Raw genomic sequence first — 23,216 nt, 5'->3', positions numbered from 1 at the left:
GCTCATGCTGCTGATTCCATGCCCCTGGTGCGGTTCTCGTGACGAGGCCGAATTCCACTACGGCGGCCAGGCGCACGTGCCGTATCCGGAAGACCCCGCGTCGCTCGACGACACGCAGTGGGCGCGCTACCTCTTCTTCCGCGCCAACCCCAAGGGGCCGCTCGCCGAACGGTGGTGCCACACCGACGGTTGCCGCCGCTGGTTCAACGCCGTCCGTAACACGGCGACCCACGACATCCTCGCCGTCTACAAGCCCGGCGAGCCGAGGCCGGTGATCGCATGACCGCACAGACCTTCCGGCTGCCACAGGGAGGCCGGATCTCCCGCGAGGAGGCGCTGACCTTCTCCTTCGACGGCCAGGAGTACACCGGCTTCCGCGGCGACACGCTCGCCTCGGCGCTGCTCGCCAACGGCGTCCACCAGATCGGCACCAGCGTCAAGCTCGGACGGGCTCGCGGTGTGTTCGCCGCGGGCAGCGAGGAGCCGAACGCCGTCGTACAGATCGAGAAGCCCTTTCCCGAGCCGATGCTCCAGGCGACGGCCGTCGAACTGTACGAAGGGCTCGCGGCGAGCAGCCTGCCGGGCCGAGGACGCCTCGCGGACGAACCCGACCCGGCCCGCTATGACGCCGTGCACACCCACTGCGACCTGCTGGTCGTCGGCGCCGGACCGGCCGGCCTCGCCGCCGCTGCGGCCGCAGCGCGTACCGGGGCCCGCGTGATCCTCGCCGACGAGCAGCCGGAACTCGGCGGCAGCCTGCTGGGCACCGGGACGCTGCTGGACTGGGCCGCCGACGTCGGTGCCGAGCTCGACGCAGCCCCTGAGGTGCGGGTGCTGCGGCGGACCACTGTCTTCGGTCACTACGACGACAACTACGTCCTCGCCGTCGAGCGCCGCACCGGCCACCTGGGCGAGAAGGCGCCCGCTCACCTCTCCCGCGAGCGCGTGTGGCGTATCCGGGCCCGCCGGGTCGTCCTGGCGACCGGGGCGCACGAGCGCTCCCTGGCCTTCGGGGACAACGACCGGCCCGGCGTGATGCTCGCCGGCGCCGCCCGTACCTATGTGAACCGCTACGGGGTCCTCCCCGGCCGCCGCGCGGTCGTCTTCACCACGAACGACAGCGCCTACGCCGCCGCACTCGACCTGGCCGCGGCGGGCGTCGAGGTGGCGGCGGTCGTCGACACCCGGCCCGAGCCGGGGGAGGCGGCGCGGGTCGCGGCGCAGGCCGGGATCGAGGTGCTGCGCGGCTACGCCGTCACAGGCACCACCGGTGAGCCGCACGTGACGTCGGTGACTGCTGCCGCGCTCGGCGAGGAGTCCACGGGGAGGGAGCTCGCAGCCGACCTCCTCCTCGTCTCCGGCGGATGGAACCCCGTCGTCCACCTCTACAGCCAGGCCGGTGGGAAGCTGCGCCACGACGAGGCGCTCGGCTCGTTCGTCCCCGACACCTGCCGTCAGGCGGTCGAGGTCGCGGGCGCCGCGGGCGGGCCGGCGAGTCTGCCGGCCTGCCTGGCCGACGGCGCGTCAGCCGGGACCCGCGCGGTCGAGGCGGAGGGCTTCGCGATCCGCGAACCGCTCCAGCTCCCGGCGGCGGCCGACTCGGCCACCTCGGAGCCTTCGTCACCCGCGGCACAGCTGTGGGTCGTCCCCGGCGCGGACCCTGACCGCAGCTTCGTCGATCTCCAGCGCGATGTGACGGTGGCCGACCTCGCGCGCGCGACGGGCGCGGGGCTGCGGTCGGTCGAGCACGTCAAGCGCTACACCACCGCAGGAACAGCCCACGACCAGGGGAAGACCTCCGGCGTGCTGGCCAGCGGCGTCGTCGCGCACCTTCTCGGCGTCGAGGTCGGTGAGCTGGGCACCACGACGTTCCGCTCGCCCTACGCGCCCGTCTCCTTCGCCGCGCTCGCCGGCCGCGACCGAGGCGCGCTGCACGACCCCGTCCGGGTCACAGCGCTGCACGACTGGCACATCGCACACGGTGCAGAGTTCGAGAACGTCGGCCAGTGGAAGCGCCCCTGGTACTACCCACGGGACGGTGAGGACATGACGGCGGCCGTGCTGCGCGAGTGCCGTGCCGCGCGCGAAGGCGTGGCCCTCATGGACGCCTCGACTCTCGGCAAGATCGAGGTGCGAGGGCCGGACGCCGGGGTCTTCCTCGACCGCCTCTACACCAACATGATGAGCAATCTGAAGGTCGGCAGGATCCGCTACGGCGTGATGTGCGGCGCCGACGGCATGGTCTTCGACGACGGCACGGTCATCCGCCTCGCCGAGGACCGCTACCTGACCACGACGACGACGGGCAACGCCGCCGCCGTCCTCGAATGGATGGAGGAGTGGCTTCAGACGGAGTGGCCCGAGCTCAAGGTGCACTGCACCTCGGTCACCGAGCAGTGGGCCACCGTCGCGCTGGTCGGGCCCCGCTCCCGCGACGTACTCGGCTCCCTCGCCCCGCACCTCGCCGTGGACAACACGGACTTCCCGTTCATGACCTGGCGGGACACCGAGGTCGCGGGCATCCCCGCACGCGTCTGCCGGATCAGCTTCTCCGGCGAGCTGGCGTATGAGATCAACGTCCTGCCGTGGTACGCGACGGCACTGTGGGAGGCCCTGTACGAGGCGGGCCGGCCGCAGGGCATCACCCCCTACGGCACCGAGACCATGCATGTGCTGCGCGCCGAGAAGGGCTACCCGATCGTCGGGCAGGACACCGACGGCACCGTCACCCCGCAGGACCTCGGTATGAGCTGGGTCGTCTCGAAGAAGAAGCGCGACTTCGTCGGCAAGCGCAGCCACGCCCGCGCCGACGCGAGCAGGCCGGACCGCAAACACCTGGTCGGGCTGCTCCCGGACGACCCGGGCACCCTGCTGCCCGAAGGCGCACACCTGGTCGCCGACGCGCCGCTCCCCGAGCCGCCCGTACCCATGCTCGGACACGTCACCTCCAGCTATCGCAGCGCTGCGCTCGGCCGGACCTTCGCTCTCGCCCTGGTCAAGGGCGGCCGGGAGCTGATCGGCGACCGGCTGTACGCACCCGTCGGCGGCGCGCTGGTTCCGGTGACGGTCACAAGCTCTGTTCTCTACGACCCCGAGGGGGCACGCCGCGATGGGTGACACCGCTGACCGCCGCAGCCCACTGGCGCACACCGCCGACCGGTTCGCGGCCGCGACCCGCGCGTCGGGCGGCGCGCTGCGGCTGGCTGAACTCCCCTTCCTGGCCCAGGTGAATGTGCGCCTCGACCCCAAGGGCCCGGCCGCGGACGCCGTCGGCCTCGCGCTCGGCATGACGCTGCCGCTGGAGCCGAACACCGTGGTACACGGCGGCGGTCTCACGGCCGTGTGGCTGGGCCCCGACGAGTGGCTGGTCGTCGGCCCGCCCGGCAGCCAGGAGGGTCTCCAGGAGAAGGTGCGCACCGCCATCGGCAGTGAGCACGCCTCCGTTGTCGATGTGTCGGCGCAGCGCACCACCCTGCTCGTCGCCGGGCGGCACGCTCGCGACCTGTTGGCGCACGGCTGCTCCCTCGACCTGCACCCAAGGTCGCTGGGCGCCGGACGCTGTGCGCAGACCACCCTGGCACGCGCACAGGTCGTCCTGGTCCCCCGGGACGCGTACAAGCCGGGCTTCTGGGTACTGGTGCGCTCCTCTTTCGCGTCGTACCTGGCCGACTGGCTGCTCGACGCCGCGGCGGAGTACACCGCGCCGAAGGCCACCGCGTCCGCCCATGCCACGTCCGAGTACGCCATGCCCCAGTTCGCGGAGACGTCCTCTTGACGGCGACCGTCGCTCTCCCTGAACGACCTTCACCTGATCCGGACCTTCCCCCTGATCCCGGCGCGGGACCGCTCCAGCGGACCGGTCCCGCGTCCCGTCCAGCACACCCGCCGCAGGCGGCCCCCAGCGAGGAGCTCGACAGTGACACATGAGGTACGCGCCGTTGTCGCCCGGAAGAAGGGCGCTCCGGTTTCGGTGGAGACCATCCTGGTGCCCGACCCCGGTCCGGGCGAGGCGCTGGTGGAGGTGCAGGCGTGCGGCGTCTGCCACACCGACCTGCACTACCGGGAGGGCGGCATCAACGATGAGTTCCCCTTCCTGCTCGGTCATGAGGCCGCCGGTGTGGTGGAGGCGGTCGGTGAGGGGGTCACCGGCGTCGCACCCGGCGACTTCGTCGTCCTCAACTGGCGAGCCGTCTGCGGTCAGTGCCGCGCCTGCAGCCGCGGACGGCCGTGGTACTGCTTCGACACCCACAACGCCACCCAGCCCATGACCTTGGCCGACGGGACTCCGCTGTCCCCGGCCCTGGGGATCGGGGCCTTCGCCGAGAAGACCCTGGTCGCCGCCGGCCAGTGCACCAAGGTCGATCCGACCGCCTCCGCGGCAGCCGCCGGCCTGCTCGGCTGCGGTGTGATGGCGGGCTTCGGCGCCGCGGTCAACACCGGGGGGGTGGGCCGGGGCGACTCGATCGCGGTGATCGGCTGTGGCGGGGTCGGTATGGCCGCCATCGCCGGGGCCGAGGTGGCCGGAGTCTCGAAGATCATCGCCGTCGACGTCGACGAGCGGAAGCTGGAGTGGGCCGGGCAATTCGGGGCCACCGCCACCGTCAACTCCGCCAAGACCGATCCCGTCGAAGCCATCCGCGAACTGACGGGCGGCTTCGGCGCTGATGTCGTGGTGGAAGCAGTGGGCCGCCCCGAGACCTATGAGCAGGCATTCTACGCCCGCGACCTGGCCGGAACCGTGGTCCTGGTCGGCGTACCCACCCCCGAGCACACCATCGAACTGCCGCTGCTGGACGTGTTCGGCCGCGGCGGGGCGCTGAAGTCCTCCTGGTACGGCGACTGTCTGCCGGCCCGCGACTTCCCCGCCCTCATCGACCTGTATCTGCAGGGCCGCTTCGACCTGGACGCCTTCGTCAGCGAGAAGATCGGCCTGGACGATGTGGAGAAGGCGTTCGACAAGATGCACCACGGCTCGGTCCTGCGCTCGGTGGTGGTCCTGTGAGCGCCCGTATCGAGCATGTCGTCACCAGCGGCACCTTCGAGCTGGACGGCGGCAGCTGGGAGGTGGACAACAACGTCTGGCTGGTCGGCGACGACCGGGAGGTCCTGGTCATCGACGCGGCACACGACCACGCGGCGATCGCCGCCGCCGTCGGCCCCCGGCGACTGGCCGGCATCGTGTGCACCCACGCCCACAACGACCACATCAACGCCGCCCCCGCGTTGGCGGCGCTGGGTGGCGGCGCGCCCATGATGCTGCACCCCGCCGATACGGTGCTGTGGAAGGCCACGCACCCCGGGATCGTCCCCGAGGTGGCGCTGGCGGACGGCGACGTGCTCACCGTCGCCGGCACCGACCTGCATGTGCTGCACACTCCGGGCCACGCTCCCGGCGCGGTGTGCTTGTACGCGCCGGAGCTGGGAGCCCTCTTCTCCGGCGACACCCTCTTCCAGGGCGGCCCCGGCGCCACCGGCCGCTCCTACTCCGACTTTCCCACCATCATCGGCTCCATCCGCGATCGGCTGCTCACCCTCCCCGCCGACACCACGGTCCACACCGGCCACGGCGGCAACACCTCGATCGCGGCCGAAGCGCCCCATCTGGAGACGTGGATCGCCCGAGGGCACTGACGTCACTTCAGCTACCTGAGCAACCCTTTGCTCTTCAGACTGCAGCCGTATCTCCCCGTCTCATTGTCATTGGAGCTCTCATAATGTGACCATGCGCACTTCCATATCGCGGCGATTCCCCGTACCGCCTTCCCGCCGCGTGTTCAACCGGTGGCGTACGGGGAATCGCCGCGCGGTCCCGCGTCAGGGATCAGGGCGGCGTGAGCAGCCTGAAGACGCACGGACGGCCCCGCGCCGCTCCACGGAGCGGCGCGGGTATTCGCTGCTGAGCGTGCGCACCGCCGCGGGCCAGGTGTTCGCGCTGCAAGTCGTGCTGGTGGCGCTGCTCGCCTCCGCAGCGGTGATCGCTCTCGTCCTCCAGGCCCGGGGGGCGAGTCTGGAGGAGGCCCGCGACCGCTCGCTCGTCGGCGCGCAGACCTTCGCGCGGGCCCCGGGGACGCTGGAAGCCATGAAGTCCTCCGACCCGACCGCACTGTTGCAGCCGCGCGCGGAGGAAGCCCGGAAGGGGTCCGGTGTCGACTACATCATCGCGTTCGACACGGAAGGCTTCCGCTGGACCCACCCGGACCCGGATCTGATCGGCAAGCACGTCGTCGGTTCCTACGCCGAGGCGCTCGGCGGCCACGTGCACCAGGAGACCTATGACACGCCGGGGGTCGGCCGTGCCGTGGACTCGATGGTTCCCGTCTTCGACACGGACGGCTCGGTGGCCGGGCTGGTGTCCGTCGGGATCAAGGTCAAGAGTGTGAACGCCGCGGTGGTGGACCAACTGCCGATGATCTTCGGGGCGGCGGGCGGTGCGCTCCTTGTGGCCATGGCCGGATCGGCGCTGGTGAGCCGGCGGCTGTTGCACCAGACGCACGGGCTGGGCCCCGCGGAGATGACCCGGATGTACGAGCATCACGACGCGGTGCTGCATTCCGTGCGCGAGGGCGTGCTCATCATCGACGACGACGCCCGGCTGCTGTTGGCCAACGACGAGGCACGCCAGCTGCTCGAACTGCCCGAAGAGGCCGAGGGCCGGCCGATCACCGAACTGGGGCTGGCCCCCGGCACGGCCGATCTGCTGGGCTCCGGCCGGACGGCCGACGACGAGGTGCACCTGGCGGGGGACCGGCTGCTGGCCGTCAACATGCGGCCCGTGGACAGCTACGGCAAAGGGCCCGGCAGCGTGGCGACGCTGCGGGACTCCACCGAGCTGCGGACCCTGGCGGGCCGGGCCGAGGTGGCACGGGAACGTCTGCAGTTGCTCTACGACGCCGGGGTACGGATCGGCTCCACGCTGGACATGGTGCGCACCACCGAGGAACTGGCCGAAGTCGCGGTTCCCCAGTTCGCCGACTACGCCACAGTCGAGTTGCTGGACGCTGTCCAGCGGGGTGAGGAACCGGACGGCGCGAGTCTGACCATGCACCGCACAGCCATGTGCGGCGTCCGGGACGACCATCCGCTGTACCGGGTGGGGGAGAGGATCACTTTCCTGCCGACGATGCCGCAGGCGCGGGGGCTGCGGGATGGTCGTGCGGTGCTGGTGCCCGAGTTGCGCGCCGCGCCGGACTGGCAGGCTCTGGATCCCGAACGCGCGCAGCGCATCGTGGACTTCGGGCTCCGCTCCATGATCAGCGTTCCCCTGCAGGCCCGCGGTGTGGTGCTGGGCATGGTCGGGTTCTACCGCTCGGACAAGGAGCCCTTCACCGAGGACGATCTGTCCTTCGCCGAGGAGTTGGCCGCCCGGGCGGCGGTGTGCATAGACAACGCCCGCCGCTACACCCGGGAGCACGCCACGGCGGCCACCCTGCAGCGCAGTCTGCTGCCCCGTACGTTGCCCGAGCAGTCGGCGCTGGAGGTGGCCTACCGCTATCTGCCGGCTCAGGCCGGAGTGGGTGGCGACTGGTTCGACGTCATCCCGCTGCCGGGCGCCCGCGTCGCCCTGGTCGTGGGCGATGTCGTCGGGCACGGACTGCACGCGGCCGTCACCATGGGACGGCTGCGCGTGGCCGTACACAACTTCTGCGCCCTGGATCTGTCCCCCGACGAGCTCCTGAGACACCTGGACGAGCTGGTCGCCCGTATCGACCAGGGCGAGCCCGGCGACGGCGAGGGCGAAGGCATGCTGGGCGCCACCTGCCTGTTCGCGATCTACGATCCGTCCTCGGGTTCCTGTTCCATCGCCCGGGCCGGCCACCCGGGCCCCGCGCTCGTCCACCCCGACGGCACCGTCTCCTTCCCCGAAGTCCCTGTCTCACCGCCGCTGGGCCTCGGTGCCGGACTGCCGGTCGAAACCGCTGAACTGCAGCTGCCCGAGGGAACCCGGCTGGCTCTGTACACGGACGGGCTCATCGAGGACCGCCGTCGCGATCTCGACACCGGCTTCGCACTCCTGGGCGAAGCGCTGGCACGCTCCGGCCAGGATCCGGAGCAGACCTGTCAGGCGGTACTCGACGCGATGCTCCCCGCACGCCCCGGCGACGACATAGCCCTCCTGGTGGCCCGGACCCGGCTGCTGGATCCGGACCAGGTCGCCGAGTGGGAGGTGCCCGCCGACCCCGCCGCCGTCTCCCGCATCCGCGCCGCCTGCGCTCGCCGGCTGGAGACCTGGGGCCTGGACGAGGTCGCCTTCCCGACCGAACTCATCCTCAGCGAACTGGTCACCAACGCCATCCGCTACGGAACCGAGCCCATCCGGCTCCGCCTGCTGCACGACCGCTCCAGCCTGATCTGCGAGGTCGCCGACGGCAGCAGCACCTCCCCGCACCTGCGCCGGGCCAAGACCACCGACGAGGGCGGTCGCGGCCTGTTCCTCGTCGCCCGGTTCGCGCAGCGCTGGGGCACTCGGTACACCCCGCACGGCAAGGTCATCTGGACCGAGCAGTCCCTGCACGACGCCGCAGCCGCACCCGGTGGAGCAACCGGCGATGAGCTGCTGGACCAGTGGACCGACCTGGAGCTGTGAGCGCGGCCCTCGCTTCCTCAGCGAGGGCGACAACGAGGCCGGTCGGCACGCTCCGGCGGTGTGGGCCCCTGTGCCGACGGCGGGTGCGGCCACGGCTGGGGCCCGCCTGTGAGCCGGGGCGGTGTCGCGCGCCTCGTCCTCCGGCGATACGCCGTCGCAGCCTGCTCCGGTTTCCTCTTGACAAGCCGCCGGGGCGACCGAAAGCATGTTGCGTATAGCGAACCGCGTTGTGCTATTCGAGACACCTGGCAACGCCACAACGTTCCATCTCTTCCTCCGTCCCATGGCTGGGCGTGGCTGCATGCCGAGGGCTGCCCATCCCTGTCGGCCCCCCCGTACCCTGGAGGTTCCTCATGATCACGGTGTGCCGGATCGAAGACCTGCCACCCGGCGAATCCATCCGTGTGACCGACGGCGTCCCCGCCCCCGTCGCGGTGTTCCACACCGAGGAAGGCGAGTTCTACGCCATCGACGACACCTGCACCCACCAGGACGCCTCGCTGTCCGACGGCTGGCTGGAAGGCTGCTTCGTCGAATGCCCCCTGCACACCGCCTTCTTCGACCTGCGGGACGGGCGCCCGACCTGCCCGCCGGCGAAGTACCCGGTGCGCACCCACCAGGTTTCCGTGCAGGACGGGTACGTCCTGCTCGGCGTCGCCGTCGCGGAGCCGGCATGAGGAGCATCACCGTCGTCGGGGCCTCGCTGGCCGGCCTGTACACCGCACGCGCTCTGCGTACCCAGGGGTTCGACGGCCGGCTGGTGATCGTCGGCGACGAGAACCACCAGCCCTACGACCGCCCCCCGCTGTCCAAGGACTTCCTCACCGGCGCCGCCGACCAGGGGCAACTCGCCCTCACCGACACGGACGAGACCGCCGAGCTCTACGCCGAGTGGTATCTGGGCACCAGCGCCACCGGACTGGACACCGCCGGCGGTGCGGTGCTGCTGGACGGCGACAGGTCGCTGGACACCGACGCCGTGGTCATCGCGACCGGAGCCTCCCCCCGGCTCCTTCCCGGTCAGGAACCCGTCGAGTCCGCCGAGCCCGCCGACCCGGCCGGAACCGGGGTGCACACCCTGCGCACCCTCGACGACGCCCAGGCGCTCCGCGACGACCTGGCCCGCGGCCCGGCCCAGGTCGTGGTCATCGGCGGCGGGTTCATCGGCTCCGAGGTCGCCTCCTCCTGCTCGGTCCTCGGCCATGACGTGACCGTGGTCGAGGCCGCCCCGCTTCCCCTCGTACCCCAGCTCGGGGAGGAGATGGCCCGGGTGTGTGCCGGTCTGCACGCGGACCACGGCGTCACCCTGGTCACCGGCACGGGCGTTGCCGGGCTGCAGTGCGGCGGCAGGGAGGGCCGCGTCACGGGAGTGGAGTTGAGCGACGGGCGGCTGCTGCCCGCCGATGTGGTCGTCGTCGGGATCGGCGTACGGCCCAACACCGGCTGGCTGGAGGGCTCCGGGGTGCCGTTGGACGACGGCGTGCTGTGCGACGCGGGCTGTGTCACCGCGCTGCCGAACGTCGTAGCCGTCGGGGACGTCGCCCGAGTGGACGGCAGCCGTTCCGAGCACTGGACCAGCGCCACGGAACAGGCCACCGTCGCCGCGCAGAACATCCTCGCCGGCAGCACGGTCGCCCGCCACGGGAGCCTGCCGTACTTCTGGTCCGACCAGTACGGGGTGCGGATCCAGTTCGCCGGCCGGCGGCTGCCCACCGACACCCCGCGGATCGTCGAAGGCTCCGCCGAGGACCGCAGCTTCCTCGCCTGCTACGACCGTGACGGGGAGACCACCGCCGTCATCGCCGTCAACCGTCCCCGCCCCTTCATGCGGAAGCGCCGCGAACTCATGCGCGCCATGCAGCCGGTCACCACCTGAGCCGGGCCCGACCGCCGTCGGCCTTCACACGCCGCAGGTCTTCGCACGCCGCAGGCTCTTCGTACGGCCGCGGCCGGGCCCGCACCGCCGCCGCGTCCCGGCGGCCGACAAGCACCCTCGCCGGGATCACATCGACCGCCGTCAGGAAGGCACCGCCATGTCGCCTCTCGACAGTTCCCTCCACGAACTCGACCCGGACATCGCCGCCGCCGTCGACGCCGAACTCCACCGCCAGCAGCGCACCCTGGAGATGATCGCCTCCGAGAACTTCGCCCCGGTCGCGGTGATGGAGGCCCAGGGCTCGGTCCTCACCAACAAATACGCCGAGGGCTACCCGGGCCGCCGCTACTACGGCGGCTGCGAACACGTCGATGTCGTCGAGCAGATCGCCATCGACCGCGTCAAGGCACTCTTCGGCGCCGAGGCCGCCAACGTCCAGCCGCACTCCGGCGCCCAGGCCAACGCCGCGGCCATGTTCGCCCTCCTCAAACCGGGCGACACCATCCTCGGACTCGATCTCGCCCACGGCGGGCACCTGACCCACGGAATGAAGATCAACTTCTCCGGCAAGCTCTACAACGTGGCCGCCTACCACGTCGACACCCAGGCGGGGCAGGTGGACATGACCGAGGTCGAGCGCCTCGCCAAGGAACACAAGCCCAAACTGATCCTGGCCGGCTGGTCCGCCTACCCCCGACGGCTGGACTTCGCAGCCTTCCGCCGCATCGCCGATGAGGTCGGTGCCTATCTCATGGTCGACATGGCCCACTTCGCGGGTCTGGTCGCAGCCGGTCTGCACCCTTCGCCGGTCCCCTACGCACACATCGTGACCACAACCACCCACAAGACCCTGGGCGGCCCGCGCGGCGGCGTCATCCTCTGCACCCAGGAGATCGCCAAGAAGATCAACTCAGCGGTCTTCCCCGGACAGCAGGGCGGCCCGCTGGAGCATGTGATCGCCGCCAAGGCGGTTGCCTTCAAGGTCGCCGCGAGCGACGGCTTCAAGGAGCGCCAGCAGCGCACCCTGGACGGCGCCAAGATCCTCGCCGACCGGCTGCACAGGGCCGACGTCCAGCAGCACGGTGTCTCCGTCCTCTCCGGCGGCACCGACGTCCACCTGGTCCTCGTCGACCTCCGCCACTCCGAACTCGACGGCCGGCAGGCCGAGGACCGACTCCACTCCGTCGGTATCACCGTTAACCGCAACGCCATCCCCGACGACCCGCGTCCGCCGATGGTCACCTCCGGCCTGCGCATCGGCACCCCGGCGCTGGCCACCCGCGGCTTCACAGCCGAGGACTTCCACGAGGTCGCCGACATCATCGCCGAAGCCCTCAAACCAGGCTTCGACGCCGCAGCGCTCACCGCGAGGGCCACGGCGCTCGCCGACAAGCACCCGCTCTACTCCGGCCTCGGCCGGTAACCGGTACCACTCCCACGGGGCGTGTTCCGCGACAGGCGCGATACGCCCCCTCAACCCACGGAGCACGGCGTGGCAATCAGCGTCTTCGACCTGTTCTCCATCGGCATCGGCCCGTCCAGCTCGCACACGGTCGGCCCCATGCGGGCCGCCCGGACGTTCGCCGTCCGGCTGAAGCAGGACGGCCTCCTCGCCCAGACGGCATCCGTGCGGGCCGAACTGTTCGGCTCCCTCGGTGCCACCGGGCACGGCCACGGCACGCCCAAGGCCGTGCTGCTCGGACTGGAGGGCAACGAGCCGCATTCGGTCGACATCGGCCGGGCCGAGCTGGATGTCGTACGCATCCGTACCACCGGACGCCTGCGCCTCCTCGGCACGGAGATCGGCCCGTCCTGCGAGATCGACTTCGACGCCGACACCCAGCTGATACTGCACCGGCGCCGCTCGCTGCCGTACCACGCCAACGGCATGACTCTCTTCGCCTACGACACCCACGGCGCGCCGCTGCTGGAGAAGACCTACTACTCGGTGGGCGGCGGCTTCGTGGTCGACGAGGACGCGGTCGGCGCCGACCGCGTCACGCCGGACGACACCGCTCTGAAGCATCCTTTTCACACCGGCGACGGACTCCTTCGTCTCGCCCGCGAGACCGGCCTGTCCATCTCGGCCGTCATGCTGGAGAACGAGCAGGCATGGCGCACCGGAGAGGAGATCCGTACCGGCTTGCTGGAGATCTGGCGGGTCATGGAGGAGTGCGTCGCGCACGGCCTGTCCCACGAGGGCATCCTGCCGGGCGGGCTGAAGGTCCGCCGCCGGGCGGCTGCCTCGGCCCGGCAGCTGCGCGCCGAGGGCGACCCGGTCGGGCGAGCCATGGAGTGGGTCACCCTCTATGCGATGGCCGTCAACGAGGAGAACGCGGCCGGCGGCCGGCTGGTGACCGCGCCGACCAACGGCGCGGCCGGCATCATCCCCGCGGTTCTGCACTACTACAAGAACTTCGTGCCGGGCGCCGACGAGGAGGGCGTCGTCCGCTTCCTGCTCGCCGCGGGCGCGATCGGCATGCTCTTCAAGGAGAACGCCTCGATCTCCGGCGCCGAAGTCGGCTGCCAGGGCGAGGTCGGTTCCGCCTGTTCCATGGCCGCGGGCGGCCTCGCCGAAGTCCTCGGCGGCTCTCCCGAGCAGGTCGAGAACGCTGCGGAGATCGGTATGGAGCACAACCTGGGGCTGACCTGCGACCCGGTTGGCGGCCTGGTCCAGGTCCCGTGCATCGAGCGGAACGGGATGGCGGCGGTCAAAGCCGTCACAGCCGCCAGGATGGCGCTTCGCGGTGACGGCCGCCACCATGTCTCCCTCGACAAGGTCATCAAGACGATGAAGGAAACCGGCGCCGATATGAGCGTCAAATACAAGGAGACGGCGCGCGGCGGGCTCGCGGTCAACATCATCGAGTGCTGAACCCGTGCCAGGTGGTCTCTCCTTTGGAGCACCTGCGCATGGAGACCTGCACGCCGACACACAAGCGGTGGTCAAGTTCCGGCTACCGGTTTCAGTACATTGAGACGCCAGAGCGTGCGACTGCCAGGCGTGTCGATGGTCGCCTCCGGGCTCAGGAACCTCTCCAGCGGGAACAGCATGTTCGAATTGAGTGCGCCGATCGTGACCGTGGTCGCCGTGTACGTGGCCGCCATGGTCGGAATCGGCGTCTGGGCTTACACCCGCACCCGCACCTTCGCCGACTTCGCCCTCGGGAGCCGCAGGCTGAGCGCGCTCGTCGCCGCTCTGTCCGCAGGAGCCAGCGATATGTCCGGCTGGCTGTTTCTCGCACTCCCCGGAGCGGTGTACGCCGCCGGCCTCGGTGCCAGTTGGATCGCGGTCGGCCTGGCGGCCGGCACCTATCTCAACTGGCTCTTCGTCGCGCCGAGGCTGCGCACCTACACCGAACGCGCCGGGAACGCGGTAAGCCTGTCGGCCTATCTGGAAGAGCGCTTCGAGGATCGCACCCGGATGCTCAGGATGGTCTCGGCGGCGGTCACCCTGGTGTTCTTCACCGTCTATGTCGCCAGCGGTCTGGTGGCCGGAGGGTTGCTGTTCGAGCAAGTATTCGACTTCCGGTTCGGGCTCGGCGTCACGGTGACGGCCCTGGTGATCGTCACCTACTCCTGTCTCGGAGGCTTCCTCGCAGTGAGCCTGACGCACGTGATGCAAGGCGCGCTGATGTTCCTCGCCCTGGTGGTGCTCCCGGTGACGGGCGTCGCGGCCCTCGGGGGTTTCGGGTCACTGGGCACCGGCCTCGACGACAAGGGGCCGGGACTGCTGGACATGGGGTCCGATGTCCAGTACGCCGACGGCCAGTGGTCAGCGGGCGGGGGGCTCGGCGCCGTCGCGATCGTCTCGCTGCTCGCCTGGGGCCTGGGCTACTTCGGCCAGCCGCACATCTTGGCCCGCTTCATGGGCATCCGCAGTATCCGTGCGGTTCCCGCGGCCCGCCGTATCGGCACCGGGTGGGTCGTGGTCGTACTCGCCGGGGGCACGCTCGTCGGCCTGGTGGGCATCGCCAAGCTCGGCACGCCGCTGTCCGACCCGGATACGGTGTTCATCGTCCTGAGCCGGACGCTGCTCAATCCATGGGTGGCCGGGGTGATGCTGGTCGCCGTACTGGCCGCCATCATGTCGACCGCGGACAGCCAGCTCCTGGTGTCATCCGTGGCTCTCACCGAGGACTTCTACCGCGCGTTCCTCAACCGGCGTGCCTCGGACAAGGCGCTGGTGTGGGTCGGCCGGGCCGCGGTCGGCCTGGTCATCGTGGTGGCCTTCGTGATCGCGCTCCAGGCCGGCGGGCTGCTGAGCATCGTCGCGTATGCCTGGGCCGGATTCGGTGCGGCCTTCGGGCCGGTCGTCCTCCTCTCGCTGTACTGGCCCCGGATGACCTGGGCGGGGGCCATGGCCGGGATCGTGTCGGGCGCGGCCACGGTGCTGCTCTGGGAGCAGATCAATCCGCTGCTCGGACCACTGGAGTCAGGAATCTACGAAATGGTTCCCGGCGTGCTCGTGGCCACGGGGGCCGCACTGCTGTTCGGCAGGTTCGTCGGTCGGCCGCCGACACGGGCCTTCTGGCGGATGCCCGGCGGCGGGGTGAGCCAGCTGAAGCTCGTGCCGTCCCTCACCCACGCACCTGTCGGCATGGCCGTTCTGGACACGGACCTGCGCTACGTCTGGGTGAACGAGCCACTGGACCGCCTGATCCCCCTTGAACAGCGGTTGGGGCGACAGGTGACGGACGTGCTGCCGAAGGAGGAGGCGCAGGCGTTCGAGGAGAAGATGCAGTCGGTCCTGGAGACCGGGGCCCCGGTGATCGACTACGAGTTCCGCGGCCCCCGGTACGCGGACCCGCGCCGCAAGCGTGCCTTCTCCGCGTCCTTCTTCGTCATGAAGGACCGCCAGGGCCGGCACGTGGGCATCTGGTACATGATCATCGACGTCACCCAGCGCTGGCAGGCGCAGGAACGGCTGGCCCTGCTGAACGAAGCCGCCGTCCGCATCGGCACCACGCTGGACGTGACGCGGACCGCGCAGGAGCTGACCGACCAGGCCGTGCCCTCGCTCGCCGACTTCGTCGCCGTCGACGTACTGGACTCGGTCATGAGGGGCGAGGAACCCGCCCCCGGACCGGTCGGCATGACACCCGTTCTGCGGCGCGCGGGACAGCAGTCGGTGCGCGAGGGCTGCCCGGAGGCCAGCTGGGCCGTGGGGGAAGCGGTCCGGCGTGCTCCGTCGTCGCCCGTTACCCGCTGCCTGCTGCAGAGCAGAACGCTGGTGGAACGGACCCTGGACCCCTCCACCAGTCCCTGGGTGGTCCAGGACCAGCCCCTGGGCGCCTCCGTCCGAGCGTTCGACTTCCGCTCGCTGATGGTGATCCCGGTGCGGGCGCGCGGCGTCACCATGGGCGTGGCGACATTCGCCAGGTCGCAGGACCGGGAGCCCTTCGAGGAGGACGACGTGCGTCTCGCCGAGGAGCTCGTCTCCCACGCGGCGGTGTGCGTGGACAACGCGCGCCGCTTCACCCGTGAGCGCACCGCTGCCCGTTCCATGCAGAGTTTCCTGCTGCCACGCGAGCTGACCGCGGGCTCCGCACTGGAGGTGGCGTCGTGGTACCTGCCGGCGGATGCCCCCAGCGGCGTGGGCGGGGACTGGTTCGACGCGATTCCGCTCTCCGGAGCCCGGGTCGCACTGGTCGTCGGGGACGTGGTCGGACATGGCATCAACGCGGCGGCAACCATGGGGCGTCTGCGTACCGCGGTGCGCACACTCGCCAACCTGGACCTCCCCCCGGACGAATTGCTCGCCCATCTGGACGACCTCGTCATCGGCCTCATGGAGGCACCCGACAGCGAGGAGCCGACGGAGGAAGCGACGGCGGCCGAGGGCGAGACCGCACGCGCCGCGTTCCTGGGGGCCACATGCCTGGTCGCGGTGTACGACCCGGTCAGCAGGCGGTGCACCCTGGCACGGGCCGGCCACCTGCCGCCCATGGTCGTCGGCCCCGACGGAGGCGCCGACATCCTGGACCTGCCGGCCGGGCCACCACTCGGCCTCGGCTATCTCCCCTTCGAATCGCTCGAACTGGAGCTGGCCGAGGGCAGCCTCATCGCGCTCTACACCGACGGCCTCATCGAGACCTACGACCGGGACATCGACGTCGGACTCGCCCGACTGGGTGAGGCCCTCCTGGCATCGAGGCCGACGCTGGAGGAGACCGGCCGCAACGCGCTCGACGCCATGCTGACCGGCCCGCCGGCCGACGACGCGGCCCTGCTGCTGGCACGGACCCGTGTCCTGGCCCCGGACCAGGTCATCTCCTGGGATGTGCCCAGCGATCCGGCCGCAGTCGCCCAAGCGCGCACCCTCGCGGGCGAACAGCTGGGGGAGTGGGGTATGGACGAGCTGACGTTCACCACGGAACTGATCGTGAGCGAGCTCGTCACCAACGCCATCCGCCATGCGACCGGGCCGGTCTGCCTGCGCCTGATCCGCGACCGCTGCCTGATCTGCGAAGTCTCCGACGCCAGCAGCACATCGCCGCGCCTGCGCCACGCCCGCACCACCGACGAGGGAGGCCGGGGCCTGCTGCTCGTGGCCCAGCTCGCCCAGCGGTGGGGTACCCGCCACATGGCGACCGGCAAGGTCATCTGGACGGAGCAGGCCATCCCCGCCTCTCCGGCCGTCCAGGAAGCGGGCCCGACCCACACCAGCCACGGCCCCCAGTAGCGACGCGATTCAGGAAGAGCTGCGTCGTCATTCGGGCCTGGGGTCCCAGCGGAAGCGCCGGACCGCCACCGCCGCTCCGAGGACGCCCCAGAGCACCAGTACCAGCAGGTGCCGCCAGGCGAAGCCGCCGTCGGGGCCGATCGCCTGCAGCAGTGCTTGGTTGAACGGCCGTACCGGCAGCAGGCCGGTGATGTTCTCCAGGATCGCGTTGTGGACGGGCATGTACGTGCCGGACATGAATACGAGCGGGAAGAGGATGAACTGCACGACGGCGGGTGCGGCTTCCGCGTTTCTGATCAGTGAGGCCACCGCGAAGCCCAGCGCGCAGAAGCTGGCCGAGCCGAGCACGAGTGTCACCGCGACGGGCAGCCACGCCGCGGCACTCGGCACCGGGACGTTGTAGAGGCGTCCGACGCCGACGATGAGCAGGACATCGATGATGCTCACCATCACGCAGTGCGCCAGCAGGCCGACGAAATACATCCACGGCGGCAGCGGCGTGGCTCGAACCCGTTTGAGTATCCCGTTCTGGCGTCGCGTCGACAGGACAATGGCCAACTGGCTGTAGCAGGAGCCGAGCACTGACATGGCGGCGAGCGTCGTCACGTAGTACTGGAGAGCTGAGAGTCCGCCGAAGTACGGGCTGGGCGTGGTGCCGTCGAACATGAGGCCGAAGACCGCGATGACCACGACCGGCAGGACGAAAGTGAAAAAAGCACTTTGCGGATTGCGCCAGAAGGTGAGCTGCTCGTAGCGGATCTGGTGCAGAAGGACAGTCAGGTCGCGCCGGGCAGCGCGCTGGATGACGGTGCTGGTCACAGTGCGTTCCCTCTCGTCGCCGGCTCCGGAGCGTCGCGGTCGGTCAGGTCGAGGTAGATGTCCTCCAGGCTCGGCCGCTCGACCGTCAGCTGATCGAGGACCGTGCCGCGCCGCAGCGCCCAGTCGGTCAACCGGTGCAGGGTCGCGGTCGGTTCGTCGGTCTCGGTCACGACCCGTGCGCCCTTGCCCGGTATCGCGTCCACCGGCAGATCGGCTGCTGTGGACCCGGCCGGGGGGACGAAACTGATGCGCACGCGTGAGGTGTCGCGGCCACCGAGGTTCTCCGGCGTTCCCTCGGACACGATGCGCCCGTCGGAGATCACTGCCACACGGTCGGCCAGCTCTTGCGCCTCCTCCATGTGGTGTGTGGTGAGCACGACGGTGGTCCCGGCCTCGCGCAGATTGCGAACGACCTGCCACGCGCTCCGGCGTGCGCTCGGGTCGAATCCGGTTGTCGGCTCGTCAAGAAAGAGCAGGTCCGGGTTGCCGATCATGCCGAGTGCCAGGTCCAAGCGGCGTTTCTGCCCACCCGAGAGCGCTCGTACCTTCCTGCGCTCCAGACCTGAGAGATCGACGAGCTCGATCAGTTCGTCGACGTCGCGCGGGTTCCGGTAGTAGCCCGCGTTGCGGGCGATGGCTTCGCGGACCGTCAGGTACGGCTCGACCGCGATGTCCTGCAGCACCAGTCCGATGCGTTCGCGCAGCTCCCGGGCCACTGCCCGGTCGCCGGGATCCAGCCCGAGCACTTCGACGCGTCCGCCGTCCCGAGCGCGGAATCCCTCGAGTATCTCCAGCGTGGTGGACTTCCCCGCGCCGTTCGGCCCGAGCAGCGCGAATATCTGCCCCCGCCCGACCGTGAAGCTCACCCCCGCCACGGCCTTCACGGAGCCGTAGCTCTTGCGCAGCCCTTCCACAACGACCACGTTGGACATGAACACCTCTCTTCCGGTGCGACACCCCGGCGGTGGGACGCACCTGTGCCGCAGCCCCCGTGCGGTGCCGCGTACAACTTCGATACGAGTCGCTGCGGAGCTCAGCCGTCCGTCGGTCCCACTCCTTGCTCGCTACAGCGGGAGGCACGCCGGTCGCCTTGAGCCGTCACGGATTGGCCGCTGGTCCGTCAACCGGCTCCGCGGCTGAGGCAACGATCTGTCGCAGAGCTGCGACATGCCCGTTGAAGGCATCCCGGCCGGCAGGCGTCAGCCGGGCCCGGACCCTCCACCGTCTGCCGTCGAGACGGCGTTCCGTGACGATGTACCCCGCGCCTTCGAGCGTCGCCAGCTGCTTCGACAGGGCCGAGTCGGACATCCCGAGCCGGTCCTTGAGGAAGGCGAACTCCGCCCAGTCGGCGGCTGCCAGGGTGGCGACCAGGGAGAGCCGGGTGCTGGGGTGGATCAGCTCATCGAACTGGGGGTCGGTCATGCCCGCGTCCAGCGGCGGAGTACGCGCAAGATCTCGGGCCCGCCGAACCCGGTGATCGCAGCTGTCAGCAGCGCCGCCCAGATGGCCGGATGGTCGGCGCCATCGGCGTTGAGCGCGAGTGCCGCCAGTACTGTGATCCCGGCGAGCCCGAGGAGCATGCCGACGACGATCAACGGGATCCGTCGACCGGCGACCGCCGCGCTGACCTGGAGCCCGCTCGTGCGCCGACGACCGCTGAGCAGCCGTGCGGCGAACGCTGAGTGCCCCATGCCGAAGCCCAGGGTCGCAACCGCGGCCAGCCACGCGGGCCCGGCCTGGGCGATCAGGCTCAGGACGAGCCAGCCGGCTGCCATGGCCCACCAGTAGCCGCGAGGCAGGCCCACCTCCGCAGCCACCTGGCGCTGGGCGTGGTCCACCAGGCCGAGCGCGTCGCCGGCCTGTTCTGCGGCGGATTCTTCCATGGCGTTCTCACTTTCCTGGTGGGAAAGTGATGACACCACTTTCCTGGCGGGAAAGTCAAGGGTGGGAACCGGAGGCGCCCTCTCCGATCGGGGCGCCGTATCCGCAACAGCGTGGACTGGCCCGACCCGCCTGGCAGGAGCATCCTCGTCGGGCGGCCACTCAACGCGGGTGCTGCAGCGGAGACCGAACCGGAGACGGGCGTCCTCGATCCGCCCGCCTCGTCAGACCGCGCACAGCGAATGCCCCAACTGTGAGCGCTCGTAGTAGACCTCACGTCCGCTGCGCTTCCGGGTGATCAGACCGCTTTCGTGCAGCACCTTGAGATGCTGGCTGACCGCCCCCGGGGCCATGGCCAGCCGCCGCGCCAGAATGCTGGTGGTAGCGGGCCCGCCGAGGGCGACCAGGACTCTGGCGCGGGTGTGGCCGATGAGGGCGCCGAGCGCGTCCGGGGTGGGAACGACGCCCTGCGACCAGACCGTGCCGACACCGGGGACGGGATACACCAGGTTCGGCTGATAGGGCTCGGCCATCACGAGTGTGTCCGGCCAGTGGAAGACGCTCGGGACGAGGACCATGCCGTCACCGTCGAGGGGGCCGCTGCGCCGCCACGCTTTGGTGCGGACGCGCAGGCACCCCTGGGTCCAGGTGATGTTCGGATGGAGGTCGTTGAACATCACCCCGGCGCCCTCGCGGGCCAACTGACGGGATCGGCGCAGCACTTCCGCCTCGAACAGGCCGCGGATCTGCGGCCAGAACTCGGCCAGCGCCGCGTCCCAGTACCGGCGCAGCTCATCGGCGGCGCGGACCACACCGGCGGCCGGGTCGGCGAGGAATTCCCGTACGGGCGGGGTGTCGGCCCCCGGAACCCGGCCCGCCTCGCGGGCGGCCTCGTCCGGGTCCGCCGTAGCGACGAACTCCAATTCGGCGGCGACGTCCGGCAGCGGCCGGACCGGCGGCGGAGTCAGGAAGTCGGCGATGTAGGGGCCGAGCGGAACCAGCGCGAGGAGCAGTCGCAGGTCCAGCCCGGCGAGCCGGGGGCGGACGGCGCGAATCCACGGCAGGTGCAGGGCGTGGCGGCCGGGGTCCTGCAGCGTACGAAGGCTGGCGACCGCTTCGGACACCGGCGAGAAGGCGAACCTCAGGCGGGCGAGATCGGCGGAGGAGAAGTCGAACTCCGCATACGAGGTTTCAGCCACAACTGAAACATTCACGGAGTCGGATGCTCTTCGTCAACCATCGTCCCCATGACGAAGAACCGCTTCCACGAAGCCCTCACCACGGACAACGCCGCCCTCCTGCTGGTGGACCACCAGGTCGGACTGTTCACCGGCGTACGTGACATCAGCGTGGGGGAGCTCACGCACAACGTCGCCTGTCTGGCCAGGGCCGCCCTGCGCCTGAGCATCCCCGTCGTCGTCACCACCACGGCGGCAGACAGCATGTGGGGACCCCTCGTCCCCGAGTTGCGGGCCGTACTGCCGGAAGGGCATGAGGTGATCGACCGGAGCACCGTCAACGCCTGGCACGACCCCCGGGTCCGCAGCGCGATCGAGGCGACCGGGCGCGACAAGATCATGATCGCAGGGGTCTCCCTGGAGGTCTGCGCGGCCTTCCCCGCGATGGCCGCGGCCGCCGAGGGCTACGGGGCCTACGTCGCCGTCGACGCCTCCGGCACCTTCTCCGCGGCCAAGCGGGAAACCGGGCTGTTGCGTCTGCAGCAGGCCGGCGTGGTCGTGAGCGACTACGCCGCCCTCGCCGTCGAGATGCTCGCCGACAACGCACACCCCCTTGCACCGAGCGTGTACGCGGACCTGGACATGCCGTTCGCCTCTCTCGTCGGACAGCTCGCGGCCGCTCACAACCGCTGAGGCAAGTGGCAGGACGGTGCTGAGCACGGTGTTTCCGACCGTGCCAGGCACCGGCCCGCCGCCCCTTTTGTCCGGGCAGGCTCCCCGCCCGACCTCCTGAAGGTGCCCCCTGCTCCCGCCCCTTTGCGGCACTCGCTCGCCCCGCGAGCGGTGAGGGCAGACATGCCCTGGGTTTCGTGGCAAGCCGAGACGTACCTCAACGGGCACGCGGCTGCGAAGCGTTGACCACGGCGGAGTCCAGGAGGGGAGCCAGCTCCCGGGCTGCGCTCGTCAGCGCACCGGTGTCCTGCGCGGACCGCGCCATGAGGAGAGCCCCTTCCAAGGTGCTGATCACGAGCGTGGCGAGCGCGCCCGCGCGCCCCTCCGGCACGCCCATGTCGGCGAGAGCCTGGGCTGAGCGCCTCGTTCCAGGTGGCGAACGCGGCGGCGGTGGCTTCCCGGGTCGCCGTGGTGGACTGTGCGAGTCCACCGTCGCTGCGGCCACCGGACAGCCGCCCGCGAAGCCCGTCTTCTCGTACTCGTCGGTCCACTGGCGCACCATCTCGGCGAACAGCCTGCTCGGTGTCGGCTCGGGCAGCGCGGCACGGAAACGCGCGATCCGCTTGCCCGCGTAACGACCGGCCCACGCCACCGTGGCGACGACGGCTGCACGCCGAACCGCTGATCCGTGAATCATCGAGACGGCTCGACTGCGGACGAGCCGAGAACGGCGGTGCACCGTGTACGTGGGATTCGTCGGTCTCGGAGCTGATCGGTCACCAGGACCGGCTGAGTACGACGACGGGTCAGTCGACGAAGAAGTTCCAGAACGCGCCGACCTCCGTCTCGGAGACCGCCAGGATGCCGAAGTCCCCGATGAGTCCGTCCCGCTGCGCGTCCACCCCGGCGAAGCAGGAGAGGGAGAAGCCGTCGCGGTACCAGTGGGGGTCCGTGCCACCGCTGAGGTCCTCGGCGTTGGTGGCGTACTCCGCTTCGGGGCCGAACCTGGCCAGGAGGGTGCGGGCGGCTGACCACAGCCGGCGCCGCCGCACCGGGTCGGACGCACCGGGCGGCTCGGCGCCGCCGTAGGGCGTGGCGGTCCAGCGCAGCGCGGTCAGTTCCACGGCTGCCTCGTGGGTCAGCAGTTCCAGATGGTGGTCGAGGTGGTGCGGCTCAAGCCGGTCGAAGGGGTAGTACGGCGAGTGCCTGGTGCGCTCAAGCCACCTGGTGTGGTCCGTGGGCAACCAGCCGCGCGGATCGCGGGTGCGGAACTGGAGCACCGCCGCGGCGTCCACCAGCCAGTCCTCGTGCCGCCGTGGCCCCACAGCGGCCAACTGACAGCCCAAGATGGCCAGCGCCTGCTGCCATGCCTGCCGCTCGACGGCGAGGGCAGGCCCGGAACCGTGTGGAGGCATGACGACACCCTAACGGCGGGTCGGTTCGGCTCAGTCGCGCGGGCCTGTGGTCCGCCGGGAAGTTTTCGTCCCCTCGGCGAGCAGCCGGCAGACAGTGCTGGTGCGC

The 23,216-nt window shown here is 70.6% G+C and carries 16 protein-coding genes and 2 pseudogenes; 11 read left to right on the top strand and 7 right to left on the bottom strand.

The features are described 5' to 3' along the window. Positions 1 to 4 precede the first annotated feature (4 nt). From JW592_RS00090 to putP, 10 genes and pseudogenes are all read left to right on the top strand, one after another. Positions 5 to 3,117, top strand: a pseudogene (locus tag JW592_RS00090) (sarcosine oxidase subunit delta family protein). Further along, a complete protein-coding gene (locus JW592_RS00085; RefSeq protein ID WP_209262725.1) occupies positions 3,110 to 3,775 on the top strand; it encodes a sarcosine oxidase subunit gamma in 666 nt (221 codons plus the stop codon). Before JW592_RS00090 ends, JW592_RS00085 begins: the two are co-directional and overlap by 8 nt. Positions 3,776 to 3,916: 141 nt before the next feature. Next, complete coding sequence (locus JW592_RS00080) at positions 3,917 to 5,002, top strand: S-(hydroxymethyl)mycothiol dehydrogenase (protein ID WP_209262724.1); 1,086 nt, start codon at positions 3,917 to 3,919, stop codon at positions 5,000 to 5,002. Next, the gene (locus JW592_RS00075) at positions 4,999 to 5,631 is read left to right on the top strand and encodes an MBL fold metallo-hydrolase (RefSeq protein ID WP_209262723.1); all 633 of its coding nucleotides are present in this window, start codon (positions 4,999 to 5,001) and stop codon (positions 5,629 to 5,631) included. Before JW592_RS00080 ends, JW592_RS00075 begins: the two co-directional genes overlap by 4 nt. A gap of 262 nt (positions 5,632 to 5,893) precedes the next feature. Beyond that, entirely contained in the window at positions 5,894 to 8,584 is a 2,691-nt protein-coding gene (locus JW592_RS00070; protein WP_229374986.1) for a SpoIIE family protein phosphatase, read from the top strand. Between the two features lie 353 nt (positions 8,585 to 8,937). After that, entirely contained in the window at positions 8,938 to 9,261 is a 324-nt protein-coding gene (locus JW592_RS00065; RefSeq protein WP_209262721.1) for a bifunctional 3-phenylpropionate/cinnamic acid dioxygenase ferredoxin subunit, read from the top strand. Next, complete coding sequence (locus JW592_RS00060; RefSeq protein ID WP_209262720.1) at positions 9,258 to 10,460, top strand: NAD(P)/FAD-dependent oxidoreductase; 1,203 nt, start codon at positions 9,258 to 9,260, stop codon at positions 10,458 to 10,460. Before JW592_RS00065 ends, JW592_RS00060 begins: the two co-directional genes overlap by 4 nt. A gap of 157 nt (positions 10,461 to 10,617) precedes the next feature. Continuing rightward, a complete protein-coding gene (gene glyA, locus JW592_RS00055; protein ID WP_209262719.1) occupies positions 10,618 to 11,883 on the top strand; it encodes a serine hydroxymethyltransferase in 1,266 nt (421 codons plus the stop codon). Between the two features lie 69 nt (positions 11,884 to 11,952). Then, entirely contained in the window at positions 11,953 to 13,335 is a 1,383-nt protein-coding gene (locus tag JW592_RS00050) for an L-serine ammonia-lyase (protein WP_209262718.1), read from the top strand. 177 nt (positions 13,336 to 13,512) lie between these two features. Next, on the top strand, positions 13,513 to 17,145 hold the full coding sequence (gene putP / locus JW592_RS00045) for a sodium/proline symporter PutP (protein ID WP_209263102.1): 3,633 nt from the start codon (positions 13,513 to 13,515) through the stop codon (positions 17,143 to 17,145). 27 nt (positions 17,146 to 17,172) lie between these two features. Here the strand turns inward: putP and JW592_RS00040 are convergent, their stop codons facing one another. From JW592_RS00040 to JW592_RS00020, 5 genes are all read right to left on the bottom strand, one after another. After that, a complete protein-coding gene (locus JW592_RS00040; RefSeq protein WP_209262717.1) occupies positions 17,173 to 17,964 on the bottom strand; it encodes an ABC transporter permease in 792 nt (263 codons plus the stop codon). Then, on the bottom strand, positions 17,961 to 18,896 hold the full coding sequence (locus JW592_RS00035) for an ABC transporter ATP-binding protein (RefSeq protein ID WP_209262716.1): 936 nt from the start codon (positions 18,894 to 18,896) through the stop codon (positions 17,961 to 17,963). The genes JW592_RS00040 and JW592_RS00035 overlap by 4 nt, the downstream gene beginning before the upstream one ends. Before the next feature lie 166 nt (positions 18,897 to 19,062). Then, positions 19,063 to 19,386 carry a winged helix-turn-helix domain-containing protein gene (locus JW592_RS00030; RefSeq protein ID WP_209262715.1) on the bottom strand — a complete coding sequence of 108 codons (324 nt, stop codon included), beginning with the start codon at positions 19,384 to 19,386 and terminating at the stop codon, positions 19,063 to 19,065. After that, entirely contained in the window at positions 19,383 to 19,847 is a 465-nt protein-coding gene (locus tag JW592_RS00025) for a hypothetical protein (RefSeq protein WP_209262714.1), read from the bottom strand. The genes JW592_RS00030 and JW592_RS00025 overlap by 4 nt, the downstream gene beginning before the upstream one ends. Positions 19,848 to 20,069: 222 nt before the next feature. After that, a complete protein-coding gene (locus JW592_RS00020; RefSeq protein ID WP_209262713.1) occupies positions 20,070 to 21,044 on the bottom strand; it encodes an ArsR/SmtB family transcription factor in 975 nt (324 codons plus the stop codon). Between the two features lie 48 nt (positions 21,045 to 21,092). Between JW592_RS00020 and JW592_RS00015 the strand changes: the two genes are divergently transcribed. After that, positions 21,093 to 21,716, top strand: coding sequence for an isochorismatase family protein (locus JW592_RS00015; protein WP_209262712.1), 624 nt, complete (start codon positions 21,093 to 21,095; stop codon positions 21,714 to 21,716). Between the two features lie 196 nt (positions 21,717 to 21,912). On the opposite strand, the pseudogene JW592_RS00010 reads toward JW592_RS00015, so the two are convergent. Together JW592_RS00010 and JW592_RS00005 are read right to left on the bottom strand one after the other, a co-directional pair. Further along, positions 21,913 to 22,347: pseudogene (locus JW592_RS00010) on the bottom strand (LmrA/YxaF family transcription factor); the annotation flags it as partial. A 154-nt stretch (positions 22,348 to 22,501) separates the two neighbouring features. Further along, positions 22,502 to 23,110: a hypothetical protein gene (locus JW592_RS00005; protein WP_209262711.1), complete on the bottom strand. Its 609-nt coding sequence runs from the start codon at positions 23,108 to 23,110 to the stop codon at positions 22,502 to 22,504. Positions 23,111 to 23,216 lie beyond the last annotated feature (106 nt).

The sequence above is a fragment of the Streptomyces spirodelae genome (genome assembly GCF_017676385.1).
Lineage (GTDB): Bacteria > Actinomycetota > Actinomycetes > Streptomycetales > Streptomycetaceae > Streptomyces > Streptomyces spirodelae.
The sequence above is the reverse complement of the archived record's forward strand: the minus strand, read 5'-3'. Positions and strand labels throughout refer to the sequence as shown.